Source organism: Lacibacter sp. (genome assembly GCF_035299325.1).
GTDB lineage: Bacteria > Bacteroidota > Bacteroidia > Chitinophagales > Chitinophagaceae > Lacibacter.
The window spans coordinates 32,090-49,668 of the sequence record NZ_DATGWT010000018.1 but is presented as its reverse complement, the minus strand read 5'-3'; the positions used below and the strand labels follow the sequence as shown (position 1 = coordinate 49,668).

Annotated in this window: 9 protein-coding genes; 4 read left to right on the top strand and 5 right to left on the bottom strand. The window is 40.0% G+C overall.

Annotated elements, in window-relative coordinates:
• Positions 1-12 precede the first annotated feature (12 nt).
• Positions 13-2,313, bottom strand: a complete 2,301-nt coding sequence (locus VK159_RS11155) for a two-component regulator propeller domain-containing protein (protein WP_324230219.1) — start codon at positions 2,311-2,313, stop codon at positions 13-15.
• Positions 2,314-2,486: 173 nt separating this feature from the next.
• Between VK159_RS11155 and VK159_RS11150 the strand changes: the two genes are divergently transcribed.
• The 3 genes from VK159_RS11150 to VK159_RS11140 all read left to right on the top strand — a co-directional run bounded on the left by VK159_RS11150 (position 2,487) and on the right by VK159_RS11140 (position 9,524).
• On the top strand, positions 2,487-4,901 hold the full coding sequence (locus VK159_RS11150; RefSeq protein WP_324230218.1) for an efflux RND transporter permease subunit: 2,415 nt from the start codon (positions 2,487-2,489) through the stop codon (positions 4,899-4,901).
• A 158-nt stretch (positions 4,902-5,059) separates the two neighbouring features.
• Positions 5,060-8,077 (top strand): TonB-dependent receptor, encoded by a 3,018-nt coding sequence (locus tag VK159_RS11145; protein ID WP_324230217.1) that lies wholly within the window; start codon positions 5,060-5,062, stop codon positions 8,075-8,077.
• Positions 8,078-8,096: 19 nt separating this feature from the next.
• The gene (locus tag VK159_RS11140) at positions 8,097-9,524 is read left to right on the top strand and encodes a RagB/SusD family nutrient uptake outer membrane protein (RefSeq protein WP_324230216.1); all 1,428 of its coding nucleotides are present in this window, start codon (positions 8,097-8,099) and stop codon (positions 9,522-9,524) included.
• A 235-nt stretch (positions 9,525-9,759) separates the two neighbouring features.
• Here VK159_RS11140 and VK159_RS11135 read toward each other — a convergent pair whose 3' ends face one another.
• The 4 genes from VK159_RS11135 to alaS all read right to left on the bottom strand — a co-directional run bounded on the left by VK159_RS11135 (position 9,760) and on the right by alaS (position 16,390).
• Positions 9,760-10,890: a TlpA disulfide reductase family protein gene (locus tag VK159_RS11135; protein ID WP_324230215.1), complete on the bottom strand. Its 1,131-nt coding sequence runs from the start codon at positions 10,888-10,890 to the stop codon at positions 9,760-9,762.
• A 9-nt stretch (positions 10,891-10,899) separates the two neighbouring features.
• Entirely contained in the window at positions 10,900-12,351 is a 1,452-nt protein-coding gene (gatB, locus tag VK159_RS11130; RefSeq protein ID WP_324230214.1) for an Asp-tRNA(Asn)/Glu-tRNA(Gln) amidotransferase subunit GatB, read from the bottom strand.
• Positions 12,352-12,544: 193 nt separating this feature from the next.
• Positions 12,545-13,588, bottom strand: a complete 1,044-nt coding sequence (locus VK159_RS11125; RefSeq protein ID WP_324230213.1) for a PDZ domain-containing protein — start codon at positions 13,586-13,588, stop codon at positions 12,545-12,547.
• Between the two features lie 183 nt (positions 13,589-13,771).
• Positions 13,772-16,390 carry an alanine--tRNA ligase gene (gene alaS / locus VK159_RS11120; protein ID WP_324230212.1) on the bottom strand — a complete coding sequence of 873 codons (2,619 nt, stop codon included), beginning with the start codon at positions 16,388-16,390 and terminating at the stop codon, positions 13,772-13,774.
• 111 nt (positions 16,391-16,501) lie between these two features.
• On the opposite strand from alaS, the gene VK159_RS11115 reads away from it, so the two are divergent.
• Positions 16,502-17,473, top strand: a complete 972-nt coding sequence (locus tag VK159_RS11115) for a M23 family metallopeptidase (protein WP_324230211.1) — start codon at positions 16,502-16,504, stop codon at positions 17,471-17,473.
• The last annotated feature ends 106 nt before the right edge of the window (positions 17,474-17,579 follow it).

The following is a 17,579-nucleotide window of genomic DNA, read 5'->3' as shown; positions in this document are numbered from 1 at the left end:
CTCAATCTTCACTTATTTTATAAATACGATCTTGCCTACTTGTTTCTCTGCGCCAAATTCATCTTTTGCCAATACCATATACACGCCGCTTGATACACGTTGATTCCTGTAATCTCTTCCGTTCCAGACTGCCTGTCCCCCTAATGATCTTGTCTGATAAACCAATCGTCCATTCAATTCAACAATTTTCACAATAGAATTTTCCGGCAAGCCACGAATACCAATACTACCATTGTAGCCCGGTGGCACAGGACTTGGAAACACAATTACTTTATCAGGGTTTTCGCTTGCTTCTGTTGCACCTGCACGATAACTGCAAATACCATTGAAGGTTGAAAAATATACTTCACCGGTTTTTGGATCAATTGCAATACGAATGATTGCATTACTCAACAACGGACTGTTTTCTGTAGTAAAACGTTCCAACACTTTTTCTCCATCAGCACTTATTAACCAAACACCATTGCGTGTGCCTACCCATTTGCGGTTGGCAGCATCAACAGCTATTGCCCGCACATCTTCATTCTCGAATAGAAATCCTGCAAAATTATCCTGTTGCACAACCGGCTGAAACGCTTCGCACCCGTTTGTTGTAAATACTTCACCGGGGCATTGAATAATAGCAATGCCTTTATCTGTACCTAACCAGATAAAACCATCTTTATCTTTTACCATGCAGTTCACTGCATTACTTGGCAGATTACCGCTGCCTCTTCCTGTTTGAAACCATTTCCAACGGTCATCGCCTGTACTCTCAATTGATGCTCCATGATTGTAAACAAACAATCCATTTCCCTGCGGCACCTTTATCCATTTCTGATCAGCATCATCAATGAGCACGGCACCAACCATGTTATCCTGTATTAAAAAAGGCACACGGAACTGTTGCCAATTACCATCAGCTTTCTTCACCAAAAAATTATTACTGCCGCCAAAATTGCTGATCCATAAATTATTGGCAGCATCAAAAGCCATACCTCCAACACGATAATTATTTGGGTCACCAACAGTAACATTCAAAGGCGAATTCTGTTTGTAGATCTTGTATTGTGTGGCTGATTTAAATTCTACCAAACCACCACCAAACGATCCCGCATAAATTGTTTCATCTCGTGGATCAACAGTAATACTGATAACATCAAACACCGTATCCATAAAGGATAAATTAGATCGATTGTAATCTTTCCATTCATTACCATCAAACGTAAAAAAACCTGTACCGTTGAATTGATAATTCCATGCATCGTTAATACTTCCTCCGGCAACATATAATTTGTTGTTGAAGAAAGACATTTCGCCATCCAGCGGACCATAAGGTGAATTGATGGCATAACGTTCAAACAAACTGCCCTCGGCTTTCACCAATCCTTTTTCAAAATCGGCGATCCATATTTCTGTTCCACTTTTAACAGCATGAAATGGGTAACGCAGTTCGTTGTTATTCTGAACAGTTGTATTTACAACTCCACTGGTGCTGATCGATAATACTCTTCGTTCAATCCATCCAAAACGTTCCTCACTTATAAGAATAGCAGCATCACTTACATTCACCGATTCCCATCGCCAGGCATCGTTATAAATAGCTTGCCAATTAAGAGCATTGTTTACATAAATCGTATTGAAGCATTGAAGAACAATTGTTGAGTTAATCGTGAATACCTGTTGTACAGCACCTGCAGGTAAACCATTGGTTCCACTTACTGTTGTCCAGCTTCTGTAATCATTCAGGTTTGTTGCATTCAGGTCCGCAACTTTCAATCCTTCTTCGGTTGCTGCATAAAACCTTGTTGCATCAGCTGCAAAACCATTCACTTTTACATTTGCTCCATTGTTGCCAATAATAAATGTGTTGCTGATCTCGTACTTCTGCAAGTCAACTACAATTACACCAAGACCTGTGCTGAGATACGCTTTGTTGTTATGAAAACTGATATTGTAAATTGTTTTATCTCCTGTAACAGTGCTGCGGAGTATATCGGGGATATTTATTACATCATTACGATAAAGTACATCGAGGTTACTGTTGTTATAAGCGATGAGCAGTTTTTCGCCGGCAGTATAATAATTCAGCGTACGTACCCCCACATCATTCAATCCACTTACTTTACTTATCCTGGTAATTTCTCCATCTTCCCGCCCAACACTGTAAGCACCGAAGTTTGTAGCAACATAAACTTTATCAGCAGCTAAGGCCACACGTTTGCCCGAGCGATAGTCCATATGCTCACGCCATTGGCCGATTGGTGCAAGTTGTGCCAGCAATTTTGAACAACAGAACAGTAAAAGAAAAAAACAAACAACAGAATACTTCATCGGTTTCAAATTTAACTGCTTTTCGCTCAAGCACATCATTTGCCTGTATTTATGCACCCTTCGCTTCCAGAAACCAATGCAGGCAACGAAACCAGGCAAATTTTATGTGTTTGTTCAGGCAGAATGGCGTTTCTTTGCGCTGCTTTACTTTAATAAAAACGTATCAGAATAGCATGTGGTATAAACTGGGTAAATGGGTGTTGCGTAACAGGCTTCCTTTAATTATTACTGTTCTTCTTTCAACCGCTGTCATGACTTTTTTTGCATCCAAAGTGCAGCGTAGTTATGATTTTGCAAAAGCCATTCCGCTCGACCATCCAAAATACCTCGAATACGAAGCATTTAAACAGAAATTTGGTGAAGACGGGAGTCTGCTGGTAGTTGGTTTTCAAAAGAACGATCTGTTTCAGCTCGATTTCTTTCGATCATTTACTTCTTTACAAAAAGAAATGAAGAAAGTAACGGGTGTGGAAGATGTGTTAAGCATCAGCGCTGCTGTTAACCTGGTAAAAGATTCTGCCACAGAAAAGCTTAAGACCACACTTATTTTTCCTGACACAATTCAAACACAGGAGCAATTAGACAGTTCAAAACAAATCCTTTTCAACCTTCCGTTTTATAAAGGTTTGTTTTACAATCCCGACAGCAATGTGTACATGATCGCTGTACGGCTGAACAAAGAAGTGTTGAATTCCAAGAAGCGAAATGCTTCCGTTGATGGCATTGTAAATCTTGCAACTGCATTTGAGCAAAAGGAAAAGCTCACCATGCATTTGAGTGGTTTGCCACATGTACGCACGGTGATGAGTACACGCATTGCAGAAGAGATGCAGTTTTTTCTGTTGGGCTCTGTATTATTGTCGGCTCTGATACTGCTGGTATTTTTCCGTTCGTTCAGTGCCATGTGGTTAAGTATGGCTGTTGTGGTGATTGGTGTTATCTGGAGCCTTGCAACAATTGTGTTCTTTGGCTATAAGATCACCATTTTAAATGCACTGATCCCGCCATTAATGGTGGTGATCGGTATACCCAACTGTATTTACTTCCTCAACAAGTTTCACACAGAGTATAAAAAGACAGGTGATAAACATCAATCACTGGTGAACATGATCGGACGCATGGGTATTGTTACTCTCTTCTGTAACATTGCTGCAGCTATTGGTTTTGCTGTGTTTGCATTAACTAAAAGCCAGATCCTGCGTGAGTTTGGTATTGTGGCAGGCATCAACATCATGGTGTTGTTTGTAATTTCCTTTACACTCATTCCAATTGTGTTGAGTTATTTACCTGCGCCAAAGCAACGTCATGTTCGTTATTTGGAAAACGAACGTCTCAACCGCTGGCTCATGCGCATTGAAAGCTGGGTGTTCAATCATCCCAAATATATTTATACTGCAACAGCTGTTTTGATCATTGTTTCTGTTCTGGGAGTAATGCGTTTAAAAAGCGTTGGGTATATTGTTGATGATCTTCCGCAAAATGATAAGCTTTATGTTGATCTGAAATTCTTTGAAAAACATTTCTCGGGTGTAATGCCTTTAGAAATTGTAGTTGATACAAAACGTAAACAAGGCGTAACACGAAGTATAAAAAGTCTTACAAATATTGATTCCCTGGTTTATTATTTACAAAGTCGTCCTGAGATCGGAAAAGCATTGGCAGTTACCGAGGGATTAAAATTTGCACGCCAGGCTTACTACGACAGCGACAGTAATATGTACACGGTACCAAATGAATTTGATCTTGCTTTTCTTGCACCTTACCTACGTATGAAAGGTGACAGCAGCAACAAGAACAACAATTTTGTAAAGCTCGTTGCCAATTTCATGGATAGTACACAGCAAAAAGCACGCATTAGTGTAAATATGGCTGATGTTGGCAGCGACAGCTTGCCGAAAATTCTTGCAGCCGTTCAACAAAAAGCAGAAGAGTTGTTTAACGGTGACAGTCTTGCTTATGCATTAATGATAAACAAAGGCGAAGTAAAACCAGCAGATATTGATTCATCAAAACTCAAACGTACAGCAGATATTCAACTCACAGGAACAAGTATCATCTTTGTTGAAGGCAGCCGCTTTATTATTAATGGATTGAAAGAAAGTATTTTCTGGGCATTCCTGTTGATTGCAATTTGTATGCTCTACCTGTTTCGTTCTTTCCGTATACTTATCTGCTCACTCATTCCCAACATTGTTCCATTAGTTATTACAGCCGGAGTAATGGGCTGGGTTGGTATTCCGCTGAAACCAAGTACTGTATTGGTTTTCAGCGTTGCGTTAGGTATTGCCATTGACGTAACTATTCGTTTCTTGATCAACTACAAACAGGAACTTCCTCTGCATAAACATGACGTTCAGGAAACGGTGAAACAAACCATTCGCCAAACCGGTATCAGTATTATTTATACTTCACTGGTATTGGTAGCCGGCTTTATTATTTTCTGTTTCTCCGGTTTTGGTGGTACGAAGGCATTAGGCTGGCTTACTTCACTTACATTGTTGGTTGCTATGATCACAAACCTTGTACTATTACCGGTTCTATTGATCACTACAAGTAAAAAAGTGACACCCCGTTTACAAAAAAATTAGTGTAAAAAAGCAGCATCTGCTTATTTTTTTTGTCTTTCCTTAACAAATGTTAACATTAGCTGTTACATTTGACGTCCCCTTACGTAAAAAAGGTTCTAGCTGATTGATTGCACCCCCCCAATTTTGGATTTAATTTTCATTAATAAACCTAAATGAGCATGAGAAAAATTGTAAGTATGACGTGCATGCTATTGCTCTGCATAATGCAGGTAGTTGCACAGGAAAAAACTGTTACAGGAAAAGTAACAGACGAAAGTGGAGCACCAATCCCAAATGCTTCAGTTATTGTAAAAGGAACAAGCATTGGTACAACTACAAAAACCGATGGGACTTTTTCAATTTCGGTACCATCTACTGGAAAAGTATTAGTCTTTTCATCAATTGGCATGACCTCAATGGAGGTTAACATCGGATCAAAGTCAGTAATCAACCAGACTATGACAAGTGAAAACAAAGCACTTGAAGAAGTAGTTGTGGTTGGATACCAAACTGTAAGAAGGAAAGATGTAATTGGTGCAGTAACCTCAGTTGCAGGTAAAGAAATTGCGCAAAAACCAATTGTAAACTTTACTCAGCTATTACAAGGTAAGGCTCCCGGTATGAATGTAATTGGAGAAGGTGGCCGCCCAGGTGCTGGTGCTTTTATCCGTATCAGAGGTGTTGGTTCAATCAATGCTAGTTCTGAGCCTTTAATCATTGTGGACGGTATTCAGATTGCTTCTACTGCATTTGCACAGCTTAACCCCAATGATATTGAGGATATTTCTGTATTAAAAGACGCATCTGCGTCTGCGATCTATGGATCAAGGGCTGCAAATGGTGTGTTAGTTGTTACCACAAAAAGAGGTCGTGGTAAACCAGAAGTACGTTATTCGTTCCAATATGGCCAATCTGACGCATTGGATCCATTAAATGTAACATTCATGACTGCTCAACAAAAACTGCAGTATGAATTTGAGAGAGGTTACACTAATCCATATTTAAGCAGCCTGATCAGCAGAAATATCACAGCAGGAAATTTACCTGCGGGTTCTACATTGTTTAATATTAATGCTCAGCAACGTCAGTCTCTTCACGACTCTTTGATTTCTAAGGCTCCTAAAAGCTGGAAAGACGTTTTATTGCCAACAGCCCAGATGAAACAACATGAAGTTTCAATTAGTGGTTCTGGCGATAAGTTCCGCTATTACATGTCTTTAAATAAAAGTGATAATGAGGGTGTAATGTATGGTTCTTATTACAACAGAACAGGTGGTAGGTTAAATGTGGAATATCAAGCAACCGATTGGTTTAAAACAGGTGTAAATCTTGCACTTTCACATTCAAAAGAAGATTTGAAACGTGAGTTATATAACTCTCAGAGCTCTTATACTGCCTGGTACTTAACCAACCCTTATGAGCCTGTGCGTAATGCTAATGGAACTTATAACTTAACAATGCAGGGTTTTTCTCCACTTGAGGGTGCTGATAATAACCCAAATGTTCTTGATCGCATTTCCACTTATGCAACTCTTTTTGGTGAAGTCAAGATCATGCCTGATTTATTTTTCAAAACTCAACTTGGATCAAATTATAATACCCTAAAGGGAGAATCATATCTGAAACCAGGGTCGAATCTTGCTGCTATTTTGGGCTATAACCAAAAGAATGATTATGGCAACTTCGACTGGACTTATGTGATTACAAATACTTTGAATTATAAAAAAAGTATTCAAAAACATAACATTGGTGTGCTGTTAGGACAAGAGTTCAATAAGAATAAATTCTATTCTTACTCTTTGACTTCAAGAAATTTCGCATCTGCGTCACTTACTACACTTGAAAATGCAAGTACTCCAACTGTAGCCACAACATCCAGAGCAGATTGGGCCTTGATTTCTTATTTTGCAAATGCTTCGTATGACTTTGATAAGAAGTATTTTTTAAGTGTTTCAGGACGTAATGATGGATCTTCACGCTTTGGTGTAAATAATCGATATGCTAATTTCTGGTCGGTTGGTGCTGCTTGGGACGTAATGCAGGAGCAATTTATGGCTAACGTTCCTGTAATTTCAACTTTGAAACTAAAGGGATCGTATGGTACCGGTGGTAATAATAATATCGGTAACTACGAAGCTCAAGGAACTTACGCATTAAACGTACGCTATAACGATTTACCGGCTGCAGCTCCTGCAAGGTTACCTAACCCCAATTTAACCTGGGAAACAAACAGAACACTTGACATTGGTACAGAAATTGGCCTTTTCAAAAATCGGTTGAATATAACTGCTGATTATTTCGTACGTAAGACGGAAGATTTGCTTTACAGCATAAACGTATCTCAAACAACAGGATTTGGTTCTTACACCGGCAATATTGGGAATCTTGAAAACAAGGGTATTGAACTGTCTGTTGGTGGTGATGTGATCAGGAAAGGTGGATTGGTTTGGAATGTTTCCGCAAACTATACTTTTGTTGATAATAAAGTCACTAGTCTATACTCAGATAATGTTCCCTTTGGATTCAACAGCCGTTTAAAAGTTGGTCAGCCTATCGGTACATACTTTATGACTCGTTGGGCGGAAATTAATCCTCAAAACGGTAAAAACGTTTATTACAACTTGTCAGGTGCCAAAACAGAAACCTATTCTGCAGGTGATGCCGTTTTGTTAGAAGGTAAGTCTCCTAATGTGAAATACTTCGGTAGCATTAACACATCTTTGAGCTATAAGGGTTTTGATTTATCTGCTCAGTTTTATTATTCAGGTGGAAATTATATTTATAATTTTCAGTACACCAGAGGTGCATATGGGCAATCATTTTTCAACACACAACTTTACACTGATGCATTCAATTACTGGAAAAAACCCGGTGATGTTGTGAAGTTTCCGAATATAACAGATGCATCACAAGCAACAAACTATACAACTGATCTTTGGTTAGAAAAAGGCGATTACATTGCTTTAAGAGATGTTACACTTAGTTATACTACCAAACAGGATCTTTTGAGTAAGATCAAAGTGAAATCTGTTCGCCTGTTTGTTCAGGGCACGAATTTATGGATTGGAACTAAATTTAAAGGCGTTCCAGAAGTAGGTCAATCAAACAGAGAAAGTGCTGGCTATCCTGGTCAACTGAGCTTGTTCGCTTATCCACAAACAAGAGCTGTAACTATGGGCTTTGATATCCGATTCTAAACCTTTAAACAAGATTATTATGAAGAAAATATATGTATACCTAGCACTAATAGCTGTCCTGTTTAGTGCGTGTAAGAAAAAGAACTTGGACTTATTCCCTTACAACCAAATTGAAACATCGCAAGCTTTTAACACCGAAACAGATGTAAACCTTGCGTTAGGTGGAGCTTATTCCGGTTTAAGGGGTATGGGAAACTATAAACAAGGAGAGTGGAATATTGTGTATGAAGTAATTTCTGACAATGTTATTATTAACGAGCAAGGGCGACTTTCACAACAGGTTTTTCACAATTGGCAATACAAAGGAAATGCTACAGTTGGCTTATTCAGCCAGGCATATAGTGTTATCCGTCGAACAAACGCTATTTTGGAGAATATAGATAATGTGCCTTCAACCCCAACTTTTGTTAATAATGTAAAGGGTCAAGCACTTGCGCTTCGTGCACTTTTGCATTTTGAAATGGCCAGGGTTTATAGTAAGACATTCAATCTTGCTACCAACGCAGATAGCACAGTTCCTTTCATTACCACTACTGACCCTACTATCTTACCTGCTAAGATCTCAGTAAAGGAAATGTATGATAAGATTGTGTTGGACTTAACAACTGCAGAACCTTTGATTGCAACAAGTAATGGTGTTGGAAGGCTTAACAGAGCTGCTGTACAAGGAATTCTCTCAAAAGTTTACCTGTACATGGGCGACTGGCCTAAAGCCATTGCATCTGCAACAAGTGCTTTAGGTGCTACTCCTAATTTACCAAATATTGCAACGTTCCCGAGTATTTGGACTGATGCAACCGAGACCGGTGTTTTATTTAAGACTAAAAACACTTTGCTTGACAATTCAAACACGCTCGGTGTAAATTATTACCAAACTGTTGCCGGTGGTATTAGATCTGAGTATAATGTTGATTATGATTTTTACCAGTTATTTGCTAATAACGATGTAAGAAAGAGTTCTTACACTTTACAAGCTGCATACAACGGAACAAACTATAACCATGTTGTGAAGTATGCCGGCAAAACAGGTTTCCCTGCAGGGGTATTAGATGCGAAGATTTTACGCACTGCGGAAGTTTTGTTGAACAGAGCGGAAGCATATTATAGAAATAATAACGAAGCTGCGGCTCTCGCCGATTTAGTGCTCCTCAAAACAAACCGTTATACCGGCTATGTAGCAGAAGTGCTTGCTGGCACAGCTTTATTAAACGAAATCATGCTTCAACGTCGTTTAGAGTTGGCGTTTGAAGGTGAGCGTTTCTTTGACCTCAAACGTTGGGGCATGGCAGTTACCCGTTCGGGTAAAGGCGATAAAGCAGATGGAACAGGAACTCCTTCTATCTTCCAGTCAATTCCAGCTGGTGATTACAGGTTTAACTTCCCGTTACCAGACAGTGAATTAAACTTTAATAAAAACCTTAAGCAGGTTCCTGGCTACAATAATTAATAGTCAGACAGAATAAAAAAACCCAGCCACTTGGCTGGGTTTTTTTATTAGTTTACTATTTTTTCTGTTTCACTTTACCCTTTTGCTCTCGGAACAATTGGAATAAGTGAAATCTACCACTCAACTCTACATGGTTACTGTTTCTAAAATGTGCTGAATTAATTAAATGAAAATGACGCCTGTTCTTGAGCGTCATTTTCATTTAATTAATTCAGCCAAATGTAACCTGTTGCTTTTACTGCAATACCTCTTCCAACTTCCTCTCCAAATCACTTCCTCTCAAATTATCTGCAATAATTTTTCCAGTTGGGTCAAGCAACACATTGTAAGGAATTCCATTGAAACCATACAAACCAACAGCTTCACTATCCCAGAATTTCAGATCGCTGATATGCGTCCAGGTAAGACCATCTTTTTTAATGGCTTCTAACCAAGCGTCCTTGGTTTTATCTAACGACACACCAAGAATCGTAAAGTTTTTATTCTTGTATTTATTATAAGCTGCTACTACATTCGGGTTTTCGCCACGACAAGGGCCACACCAGCTTGCCCAGAAATCAACCAACACATATTTACCTTTTAAGCTGCTCAATGAAAAATTATTTCCATTTACATCAGGCATAGTAATATCAGGAGCCATTGTACCAATAGCCGGTGTATTTTGTTTTGGTGCCTGTGGTGCTGAAGCTACACTTTCACGATATTGTTTTACCACGGTTTGAATACCGGTATGCTTCGGAAAACGCTTCAACAAATTGTTATACATCGCTTCATTTTCCGTTGCATCTGTTCCTGTATTGATCGATGTGGCGAACATGCTAACCATCGGACTCTTATCTTCCATGGCTATTTTCTTCACATAAGTTTTGAAAGCAGAAACCATATTGGTCATAGCCGTTTGCTGCACATTACGAAGACTATCACCCTGGATCACATTCTGCAATTCGTATTGCATGTTGCCCAGCTTTTGTTGTGTGGCTGAAAGTGAATCAACAAACTCACGTAAGCGTTCACTTGCAGGAGAACCTTTGTAACTCAACTTGCGGATATCATTCCAGTCACCTGTAATGGTAATATCAGATTTATCATTGATCACAAAAAATAAAGGCCCGTTTTCAATTTGCGGAAAACGCAATTGCAATAACGATTCCTCTGCTGCTTTTCCTTTCAATGAAAACTTACCGGCATTCAACGTAATACTATCCAACACCTGCGGTGGCATATTGTCGAATGATATTTGTTCAAGATAAACGACAGTAGCCGGTGCATTCTTTACCTCACCACTTACTGTAAAGTTTTTACTCCCGTTGTTTTCACATGCTGCAGCTGAAAAGGCAATTGCAGCAACAATCCATAATTTGTTCATGTGCATTATTTAGTTCGCTAATTTTTCTGTTACTAATTGATTCAGCAGCTTTGGATCGGCTTTGCCTTTTGATTTCTTCATCACTTCACCAACAAATAAACCGATCAATCCTTTCTTTCCCTTTTTGTATTCTGTTACTTTCTCAGGCATATTGTTCAACACTTCATCGATCAACTGTTGCAATGCATCTTCATTACGCTCCTGAATTAAGTTCAACTGTTGTGCCAGTTGCATCGCAGTTGTTCCATTTGATTGCAACATGGCCGGGAATAACTTTTGTGCTGCCATTGTATGACTCACCTTCCCATCTTCCACCAATTGAATGATCGATACAAGTTGTGCAGGTTTGATCGAAAGACTACTGATCTCCCTTGCTTCTTCATTCAATACTGATTTCACAGGGCCAAGCAACCAGTTCGCTACTTGCTTGTATAATTTGGTTTCAGTAGCTGCAGCTTCAAAATAATCAGCCAGCTCTTTATCATCACTCAACAATGCTGCGTCATATTCAGGCAATGCATATTGCTGAATGAAACGTTGTTTCTTTTGCTCGCCCAACTCAGGCAAAGCAGCTTTAATTTCATTGATAAATTCATCCGTAATTACAAATGGAGGCAAATCAGGATCGGCCATGTAACGGTAGTCGTCTGCATCTTCCTTTGTGCGAATAGCAAAAGTTGTTTCTGTATCAGGATTGAAACCTCTTGTTTGCTGAACAATTGTTTCTCCTTTTTCTTTCATGTCGATCATCCGCATCACTTCATGATCAATTGCTTTTTTCAGAAAGCGGATCGAGTTCAGATTCTTGATCTCCACTTTTGTTCCAAGCTTCTTCTCGCCTTTCAAACGGATAGAAATATTTGCATCGCAACGCAAACTTCCCTCTTCCATATTTCCATCACACACATTTAATGTGCGAACGAGTTTGCGTACTTCGGTTACATATGCTGCTGCTTCATCGCCACTATGCAGGTCGGGTTCTGTTACAATTTCAATTAACGGTACACCTGCACGGTTGTAATCAACAACAGAATAATTTTCTTCCTGGTCGTGCATGCTCTTGCCCGCATCTTCTTCCATGTGAATGCGGTTGAGTTGAATGTTCCGTTCTCCATCAACTGTTTTGATCTTTACAAATCCGCCCACACAAACAGGTGTGGTGTGTTGCGACAGTTGATAACCTTTCGGCAGATCGGGATAGAAATAATGCTTGCGTGCAAAATAGTTTTTACGTTCAATTGCACAATTACAGGCAAGTCCCATCCGCACTGCCAGTTCAATGGCTTCTTTATTCAACTTTGGTAAGGTGCCGGGATGAGCCAATGTAATGGGACTGATATGCGTGTTTGGTTCCGAACCAAAACCTGCACTATCGCCACAAAATAATTTGCTTTTGGTGAGCAATTGAGCATGTACTTCCAGTCCTATGACTGCTTCATATTTATCACTGTAATTCGACATAAAGTTTTTTTTCAACTCTTTTTGTCTCGACTAGCCGATCGACAAAAAGCCAACCTTAAGACTACTCTAAGGGTAGTTCCGGGTTTGGGTTGGCAAAAATACCCGTTTTACCCCGAAGCATCTGTGAGTAAGCTCACAAAAAAGTCCCCCGGTTGACCGGGGGACGAACTAAATCAGAATATTTATCGAAAACTTACAGGTCTGCTTTGTTGAGTTTCTTTGGGATCTTCACTTCAACGGTAACGGGTTTGCCTCCACGAAGAACTTTCACTGTCCAGAGGTTTTGCTCGTTGTTGGCACGCAGTGCTTCACGGGCCTCCGCCACATTTTTAACTGCTTTACCATTCACTTCTGTGATCACATCATCTTTCTGTAACCCGCTTTTTGCTGACGGTGAATCTGCTTCCACTTCCAATACTTTTACACCATTACCTTCCTCAGTATCCTGGATAGTAGCACCAAATTTAGGACGGCCGCCTTGATAGATCCTGATCTGATCCTGCAAACCGTGCAGACGTGGTTGCAAATGCTCGAAATTGAATTGTCCATCACCAAAATGCATATCAGGCATATCGAAGTTGAAGTTATGCATGCCTTGAGGGCCTTTGCTTTCGCCTAGTTTTACTTTTGTTTTCTTTTCTTTTCCATCACGCAAATAAGTGATCTCCACTTCATCGTTTGGTTTCTTTGCATGAACAGCTTCGCTGAGATCTGAAGGAGAGTTAATCTTCTTATCGCCTACTTTGGTAATGATATCGCCTTTCTGTAACCCTGCTTTATCAGCAGCAGTTTCTTTTTGCACTTCTTCAACCAATGCCCCTTTATCGTGATCTTCGGTAACAACACCAAGGAAAGCACCGGTTTTCCAATTCATTTTGAATTCTTTCATGAATTCATCACTATTGAATTGATCCCAACCGCCCGGACCTCTTCTATAAACACGAGGCGGACTTACACGCACTTTTGGTGAGCGGTAAACAAATTCGTCGTCACCATCAAAACGATGGATTATAACATCTTTATCGCCTTTTTCAACGGGCTTGCCGTTAATGGTTACTTTGTCGCCCTCGATAACAATTGTGGTCTTTTCGGTTTTATCACCTTTTTTACGGATGATGATCTGTTCTTTCTTTTCTTCTTTTTCCCTTTTTTCTTTTTTATCCTGGGCCGATGCAGTAAGGGCAAGCAACTGGGTAACGGCTACAAATGCTAAAGCATACACTGATATACGTTTCATACAAATAAGGTTTTATTGTTGAAAGGGCTAATGTACGAACATTTTCTTATTTACGAATTATTTCGGAGATTTTCTGATTTTTTAACATTTTGCTTATTGGAAGATGACAAAATGAAACCGCCACAGCTTGTAAGCTGCGGCGGTTAATAATGAAGTTGCAAGACGCTCTCGATACGTCATACACTATAATAATCCTTTCACTTTTTCAATCACTTGTTGCAGGTTGCTGGCATCCTGTCCACCGGCGGTAGCCAATGTTTTTTGTCCGCCACCACCACCTTTGATTAATGGAGCAACATGTTCTTTAATGATCTTTCCAGCATCAAGCCCTTTTGCAGCAGCAACAGTATCGCTGATACCAACAGCTACAAATGGTTTCCCATCGATGTTGGCACAAAGCACAGCCACATAATCGTTGAGATTTGTTTTGAGATCGAAACAGATCTTCTTCAATGCATCTGCATTGCTTACTTCAATTATGTCGCCGATGAAGGTGACGTTGTTAATGATCTCATCTTTCTGCAAGAGTTCATTACGCAATACAACGAGTTGACGTGCTTCCAGTTTTTCCAGTTTCTTTTTCAGTTCACTGTTTTCCGATTGCAGATTTTCAACGGATTTGCTGAGGTCTTTTGGATTTTTTAATAAACCACGGATCTCACGAATAGAATCGAATTCTCTATTCACGAATTGCTCCGCTGCAAAACCTGTAAACGCTTCCACACGACGAACACCTGCTGCAACTGCTCCTTCAGATGTTATTTTAAAGAATCCCAGTTCCCCTGTTGAACCAACATGTGTACCACCGCATAATTCAACGGAATAGTTTTCATCCATAATGACCACACGCACTACATCTGCATATTTCTCACCAAACAAAGCTGTAGCTCCAAATGCAATGGCCTCTTCTTTCGGCATTTCTTTTATTACAACTGGAATATTTGCCCTGATCTTTTCATTCACCAATGCTTCCACTTTTGCAATTTCTTCATCGGTCATTTTTGCAAAATGCGAAAAATCGAAACGCAGGTATTCCTCATTTACCAAACTTCCTTTCTGTGCCACGTGTGTGCCCAAGACTTTACGCAAAGCAGCATGCATTAAGTGAGTAGCCGAATGATGCACTGCAATTTTTTTTCTACGCTCAGCATCAACTTTTGCAGACACCACTGCCGACATATTCATCGGTAACTGATCAATGAAATGAATGATAAGATCATTCTCTTTCTTTGTATCTGTTACAATTGCTACTTCGCCATCAAAACTCAACTCACCTGTATCCCCCACCTGGCCGCCACTTTCTGCATAGAAAGGTGTTTTTTCCAAAACGATTTGAAAAGATGTTTTTCCTTTGATGTTCACCTTGCGGTATTTCACCACTTTACTGTTTGCTTCGGTGGTAGTGTAACCAACAAATTCAACCGCATTGTTTGGTACAACTTCAAACCAATCTTCCGTATCAATGGTTGTTGCAGCACGGCTACGTTCTTTCTGTTCATTCAATGCAGCTTCAAAACCTTTCTCATCAATCGCTAAATTGTTTTCACCAGCGATCAACCTTGTAAGATCAATGGGGAAACCATAAGTATCAAATAATTCAAACGCTGCTTTACCATCAATGGTTGAACCCTTCGCATCATTTACAATATCATCAATACGCTTCAATCCTTTTTCAAGTGTGCGTAAGAAAGCATCTTCTTCTTCCTTCACTACTTTCTGTACAAAACTTTCCTGTGCCTTCAACTCAGAAAATACTTTTTCAAATTGTGTTGCCAATACAGCAACGAGTTGATGTAACAACGGTTGCTTATAGCCGAGATAAGAATAATAATACCTAACAGCTCTTCTTAAAATCCGGCGGATAACATAACCTGCTCCTGTATTGCTTGGTAACTGCCCATCGGCAATGGTGAAACAAATAGCACGGATATGATCGGCGAGTACACGAAACGCAACACTTTCTTTATCATCACCTGCTGTATATTTTTTACCAACGATCTTTTCTACTTCAGCAATGGTGCCTGTGAATATATCTGTATCGTAATTGCTTTGCTTGTTCTGCAATACACGGGTCAATCGCTCAAAACCCATTCCTGTATCAACATGCTTTGCAGGCAATGGTTCCAATGATCCATCTTTCAGGCGATTGAATTGAATGAATACATTGTTCCATATCTCGATCACTTGCGGATGATCATTATTCACCAATGTTTTTCCATCAACTAATTTTCGTTCTTCATCGGTTCTGCAATCAACATGAATTTCTGTACACGGTCCACATGGTCCTGTATCACCCATCTCCCAGAAATTATCTTTCTTGTTGCCTAACAGAATACGATCTTCAGCAATCACTTTCTTCCATTCATTCCATGCTTCTTCATCTTTGGGAATATTTTCTTTCTCATCACCTTCAAATACGGTTACGTATAAACGATCTTTTGGAATCCCATACACATCTGCCAACAGTTCCCAACTCCATGCAATGGCTTCTTTCTTGAAATAATCGCCAAAGCTCCAGTTGCCCAGCATTTCAAACATGGTGTGGTGATAGGTGTCAACACCTACTTCTTCCAGGTCGTTATGTTTCCCGCTCACACGCAAACATTTTTGTGTATCGGCCACACGGGTATGCTCCGGTTTACGGTTACCGAGGAAATAATCCTTGAACTGGTTCATCCCTGCGTTGGTGAACAATAATGTAGGATCATTCTTCACCACTATCGGTGCCGAGGGAACGATCTGGTGCTTTTTTGAAGCAAAAAAATCTAAGTATTTCTGTCTTATTTCAGCGGCAGTCATCATATTCATCCCGTGTTTGGATTGATTTTTGAGGAGTGATACACCTATATTTGTAAAACCCCTTTTTAATGGGTAGCAAAGGTAAGCCAAACCTATGACCACCTGATTGCTTATATGAAGAAAGTAAAGTATTTCTACAATACAAATACGCTCCGGTATGAGAAACTGGTGACGCCCCTGCGGGTAAAACTGCTGCGGGTGTTTAGTTTTTTGGCGGCCGTTACGGTGGCGGGCTTCCTTTTTATGCAGATCTCTTATCGCTATTTCCCATCGGCAAACGAGCAACGGTTGCGGAATGAAAATAACCGGATCAGGGATAGTTACAGCATTTTGAGTGGCGAGATCAAACGGATGAACCAGGAACTCCGTGAAATTGAGAAGCGGGATAACCAGGTGTACCGTTCTATTTTTGAAGCAAGCCCTATTCCCGATAGTGCAAGAGCAAAGATGATGGAAAAACAGGCCGAAGAGCGTTTGATCGCCAGCCTTAGTGAAGATGAACTTAACACAACCATTCTTCAACAGATCAACACACTTCGCAACAGGATTTATGCTCAAAACATTTCCTTCAATGCAATTGATGGCATGATCAAAAACAAAGAAGCTTTATTAGCTGCCACACCTGCTATTCAACCGGTGAGCAACAAAGAATTATCAAGATTGGCTTCGGGTTTTGGTTATCGTATTGATCCTGTTTATAAAACAACAAAATTTCATGCGGGTCTCGATTTTGCTGCACCTCAAGGCACGCCTATCTATGCAACTGCCGATGGTACGGTAACACTTGCGGGTAATACAGCAAATGGATATGGCAATCATGTGGTGATCAATCATGGCTATGGTTATGAAACATTATATGGGCACATGGTGCGTGTGAAAGCAAGAAGAGGACAGCGTATCCGTCGTGGTGAAGTAATTGGCTGGGTGGGAAGCACGGGAAAAAGTACCGGACCTCACCTGCATTACGAAGTACACAAAAATGGCCGTGATCTTGATCCTATCTATTTCTTTTATAATGATCTTACTCCTGAGCAATTTGATCGTATGCTTAAGATAGCGGCAACGGGTAATCAGAGTTTTGATTAAAGACAAGCCGGTAGTGGTTAGTGGATAGTCGTTAGTGCCTGTCAGAATTCTGCAACTTGTTAAATTGTATTGACTATCGACTATGAACTATTGACTATCGGCTGAA

Bases quoted from the DNA above. Each gene is read 5' to 3' on its own strand.
- VK159_RS11155 (WP_324230219.1), bottom strand. From the start codon at position 2,313: ATGAAGTATTCTGTTGTTTGTTTTTTTCTTTTACTGTTCTGTTGTTCA.
- VK159_RS11150 (WP_324230218.1), top strand. From the start codon at position 2,487: ATGTGGTATAAACTGGGTAAATGGGTGTTGCGTAACAGGCTTCCTTTA.
- VK159_RS11145 (WP_324230217.1), top strand. From the start codon at position 5,060: ATGAGAAAAATTGTAAGTATGACGTGCATGCTATTGCTCTGCATAATG.
- VK159_RS11140 (WP_324230216.1), top strand. From the start codon at position 8,097: ATGAAGAAAATATATGTATACCTAGCACTAATAGCTGTCCTGTTTAGT.
- VK159_RS11135 (WP_324230215.1), bottom strand. From the start codon at position 10,890: ATGAACAAATTATGGATTGTTGCTGCAATTGCCTTTTCAGCTGCAGCA.
- gatB (WP_324230214.1), bottom strand. From the start codon at position 12,351: ATGTCGAATTACAGTGATAAATATGAAGCAGTCATAGGACTGGAAGTA.
- VK159_RS11125 (WP_324230213.1), bottom strand. From the start codon at position 13,588: ATGAAACGTATATCAGTGTATGCTTTAGCATTTGTAGCCGTTACCCAG.
- alaS (WP_324230212.1), bottom strand. From the start codon at position 16,390: ATGATGACTGCCGCTGAAATAAGACAGAAATACTTAGATTTTTTTGCT.
- VK159_RS11115 (WP_324230211.1), top strand. From the start codon at position 16,502: ATGAAGAAAGTAAAGTATTTCTACAATACAAATACGCTCCGGTATGAG.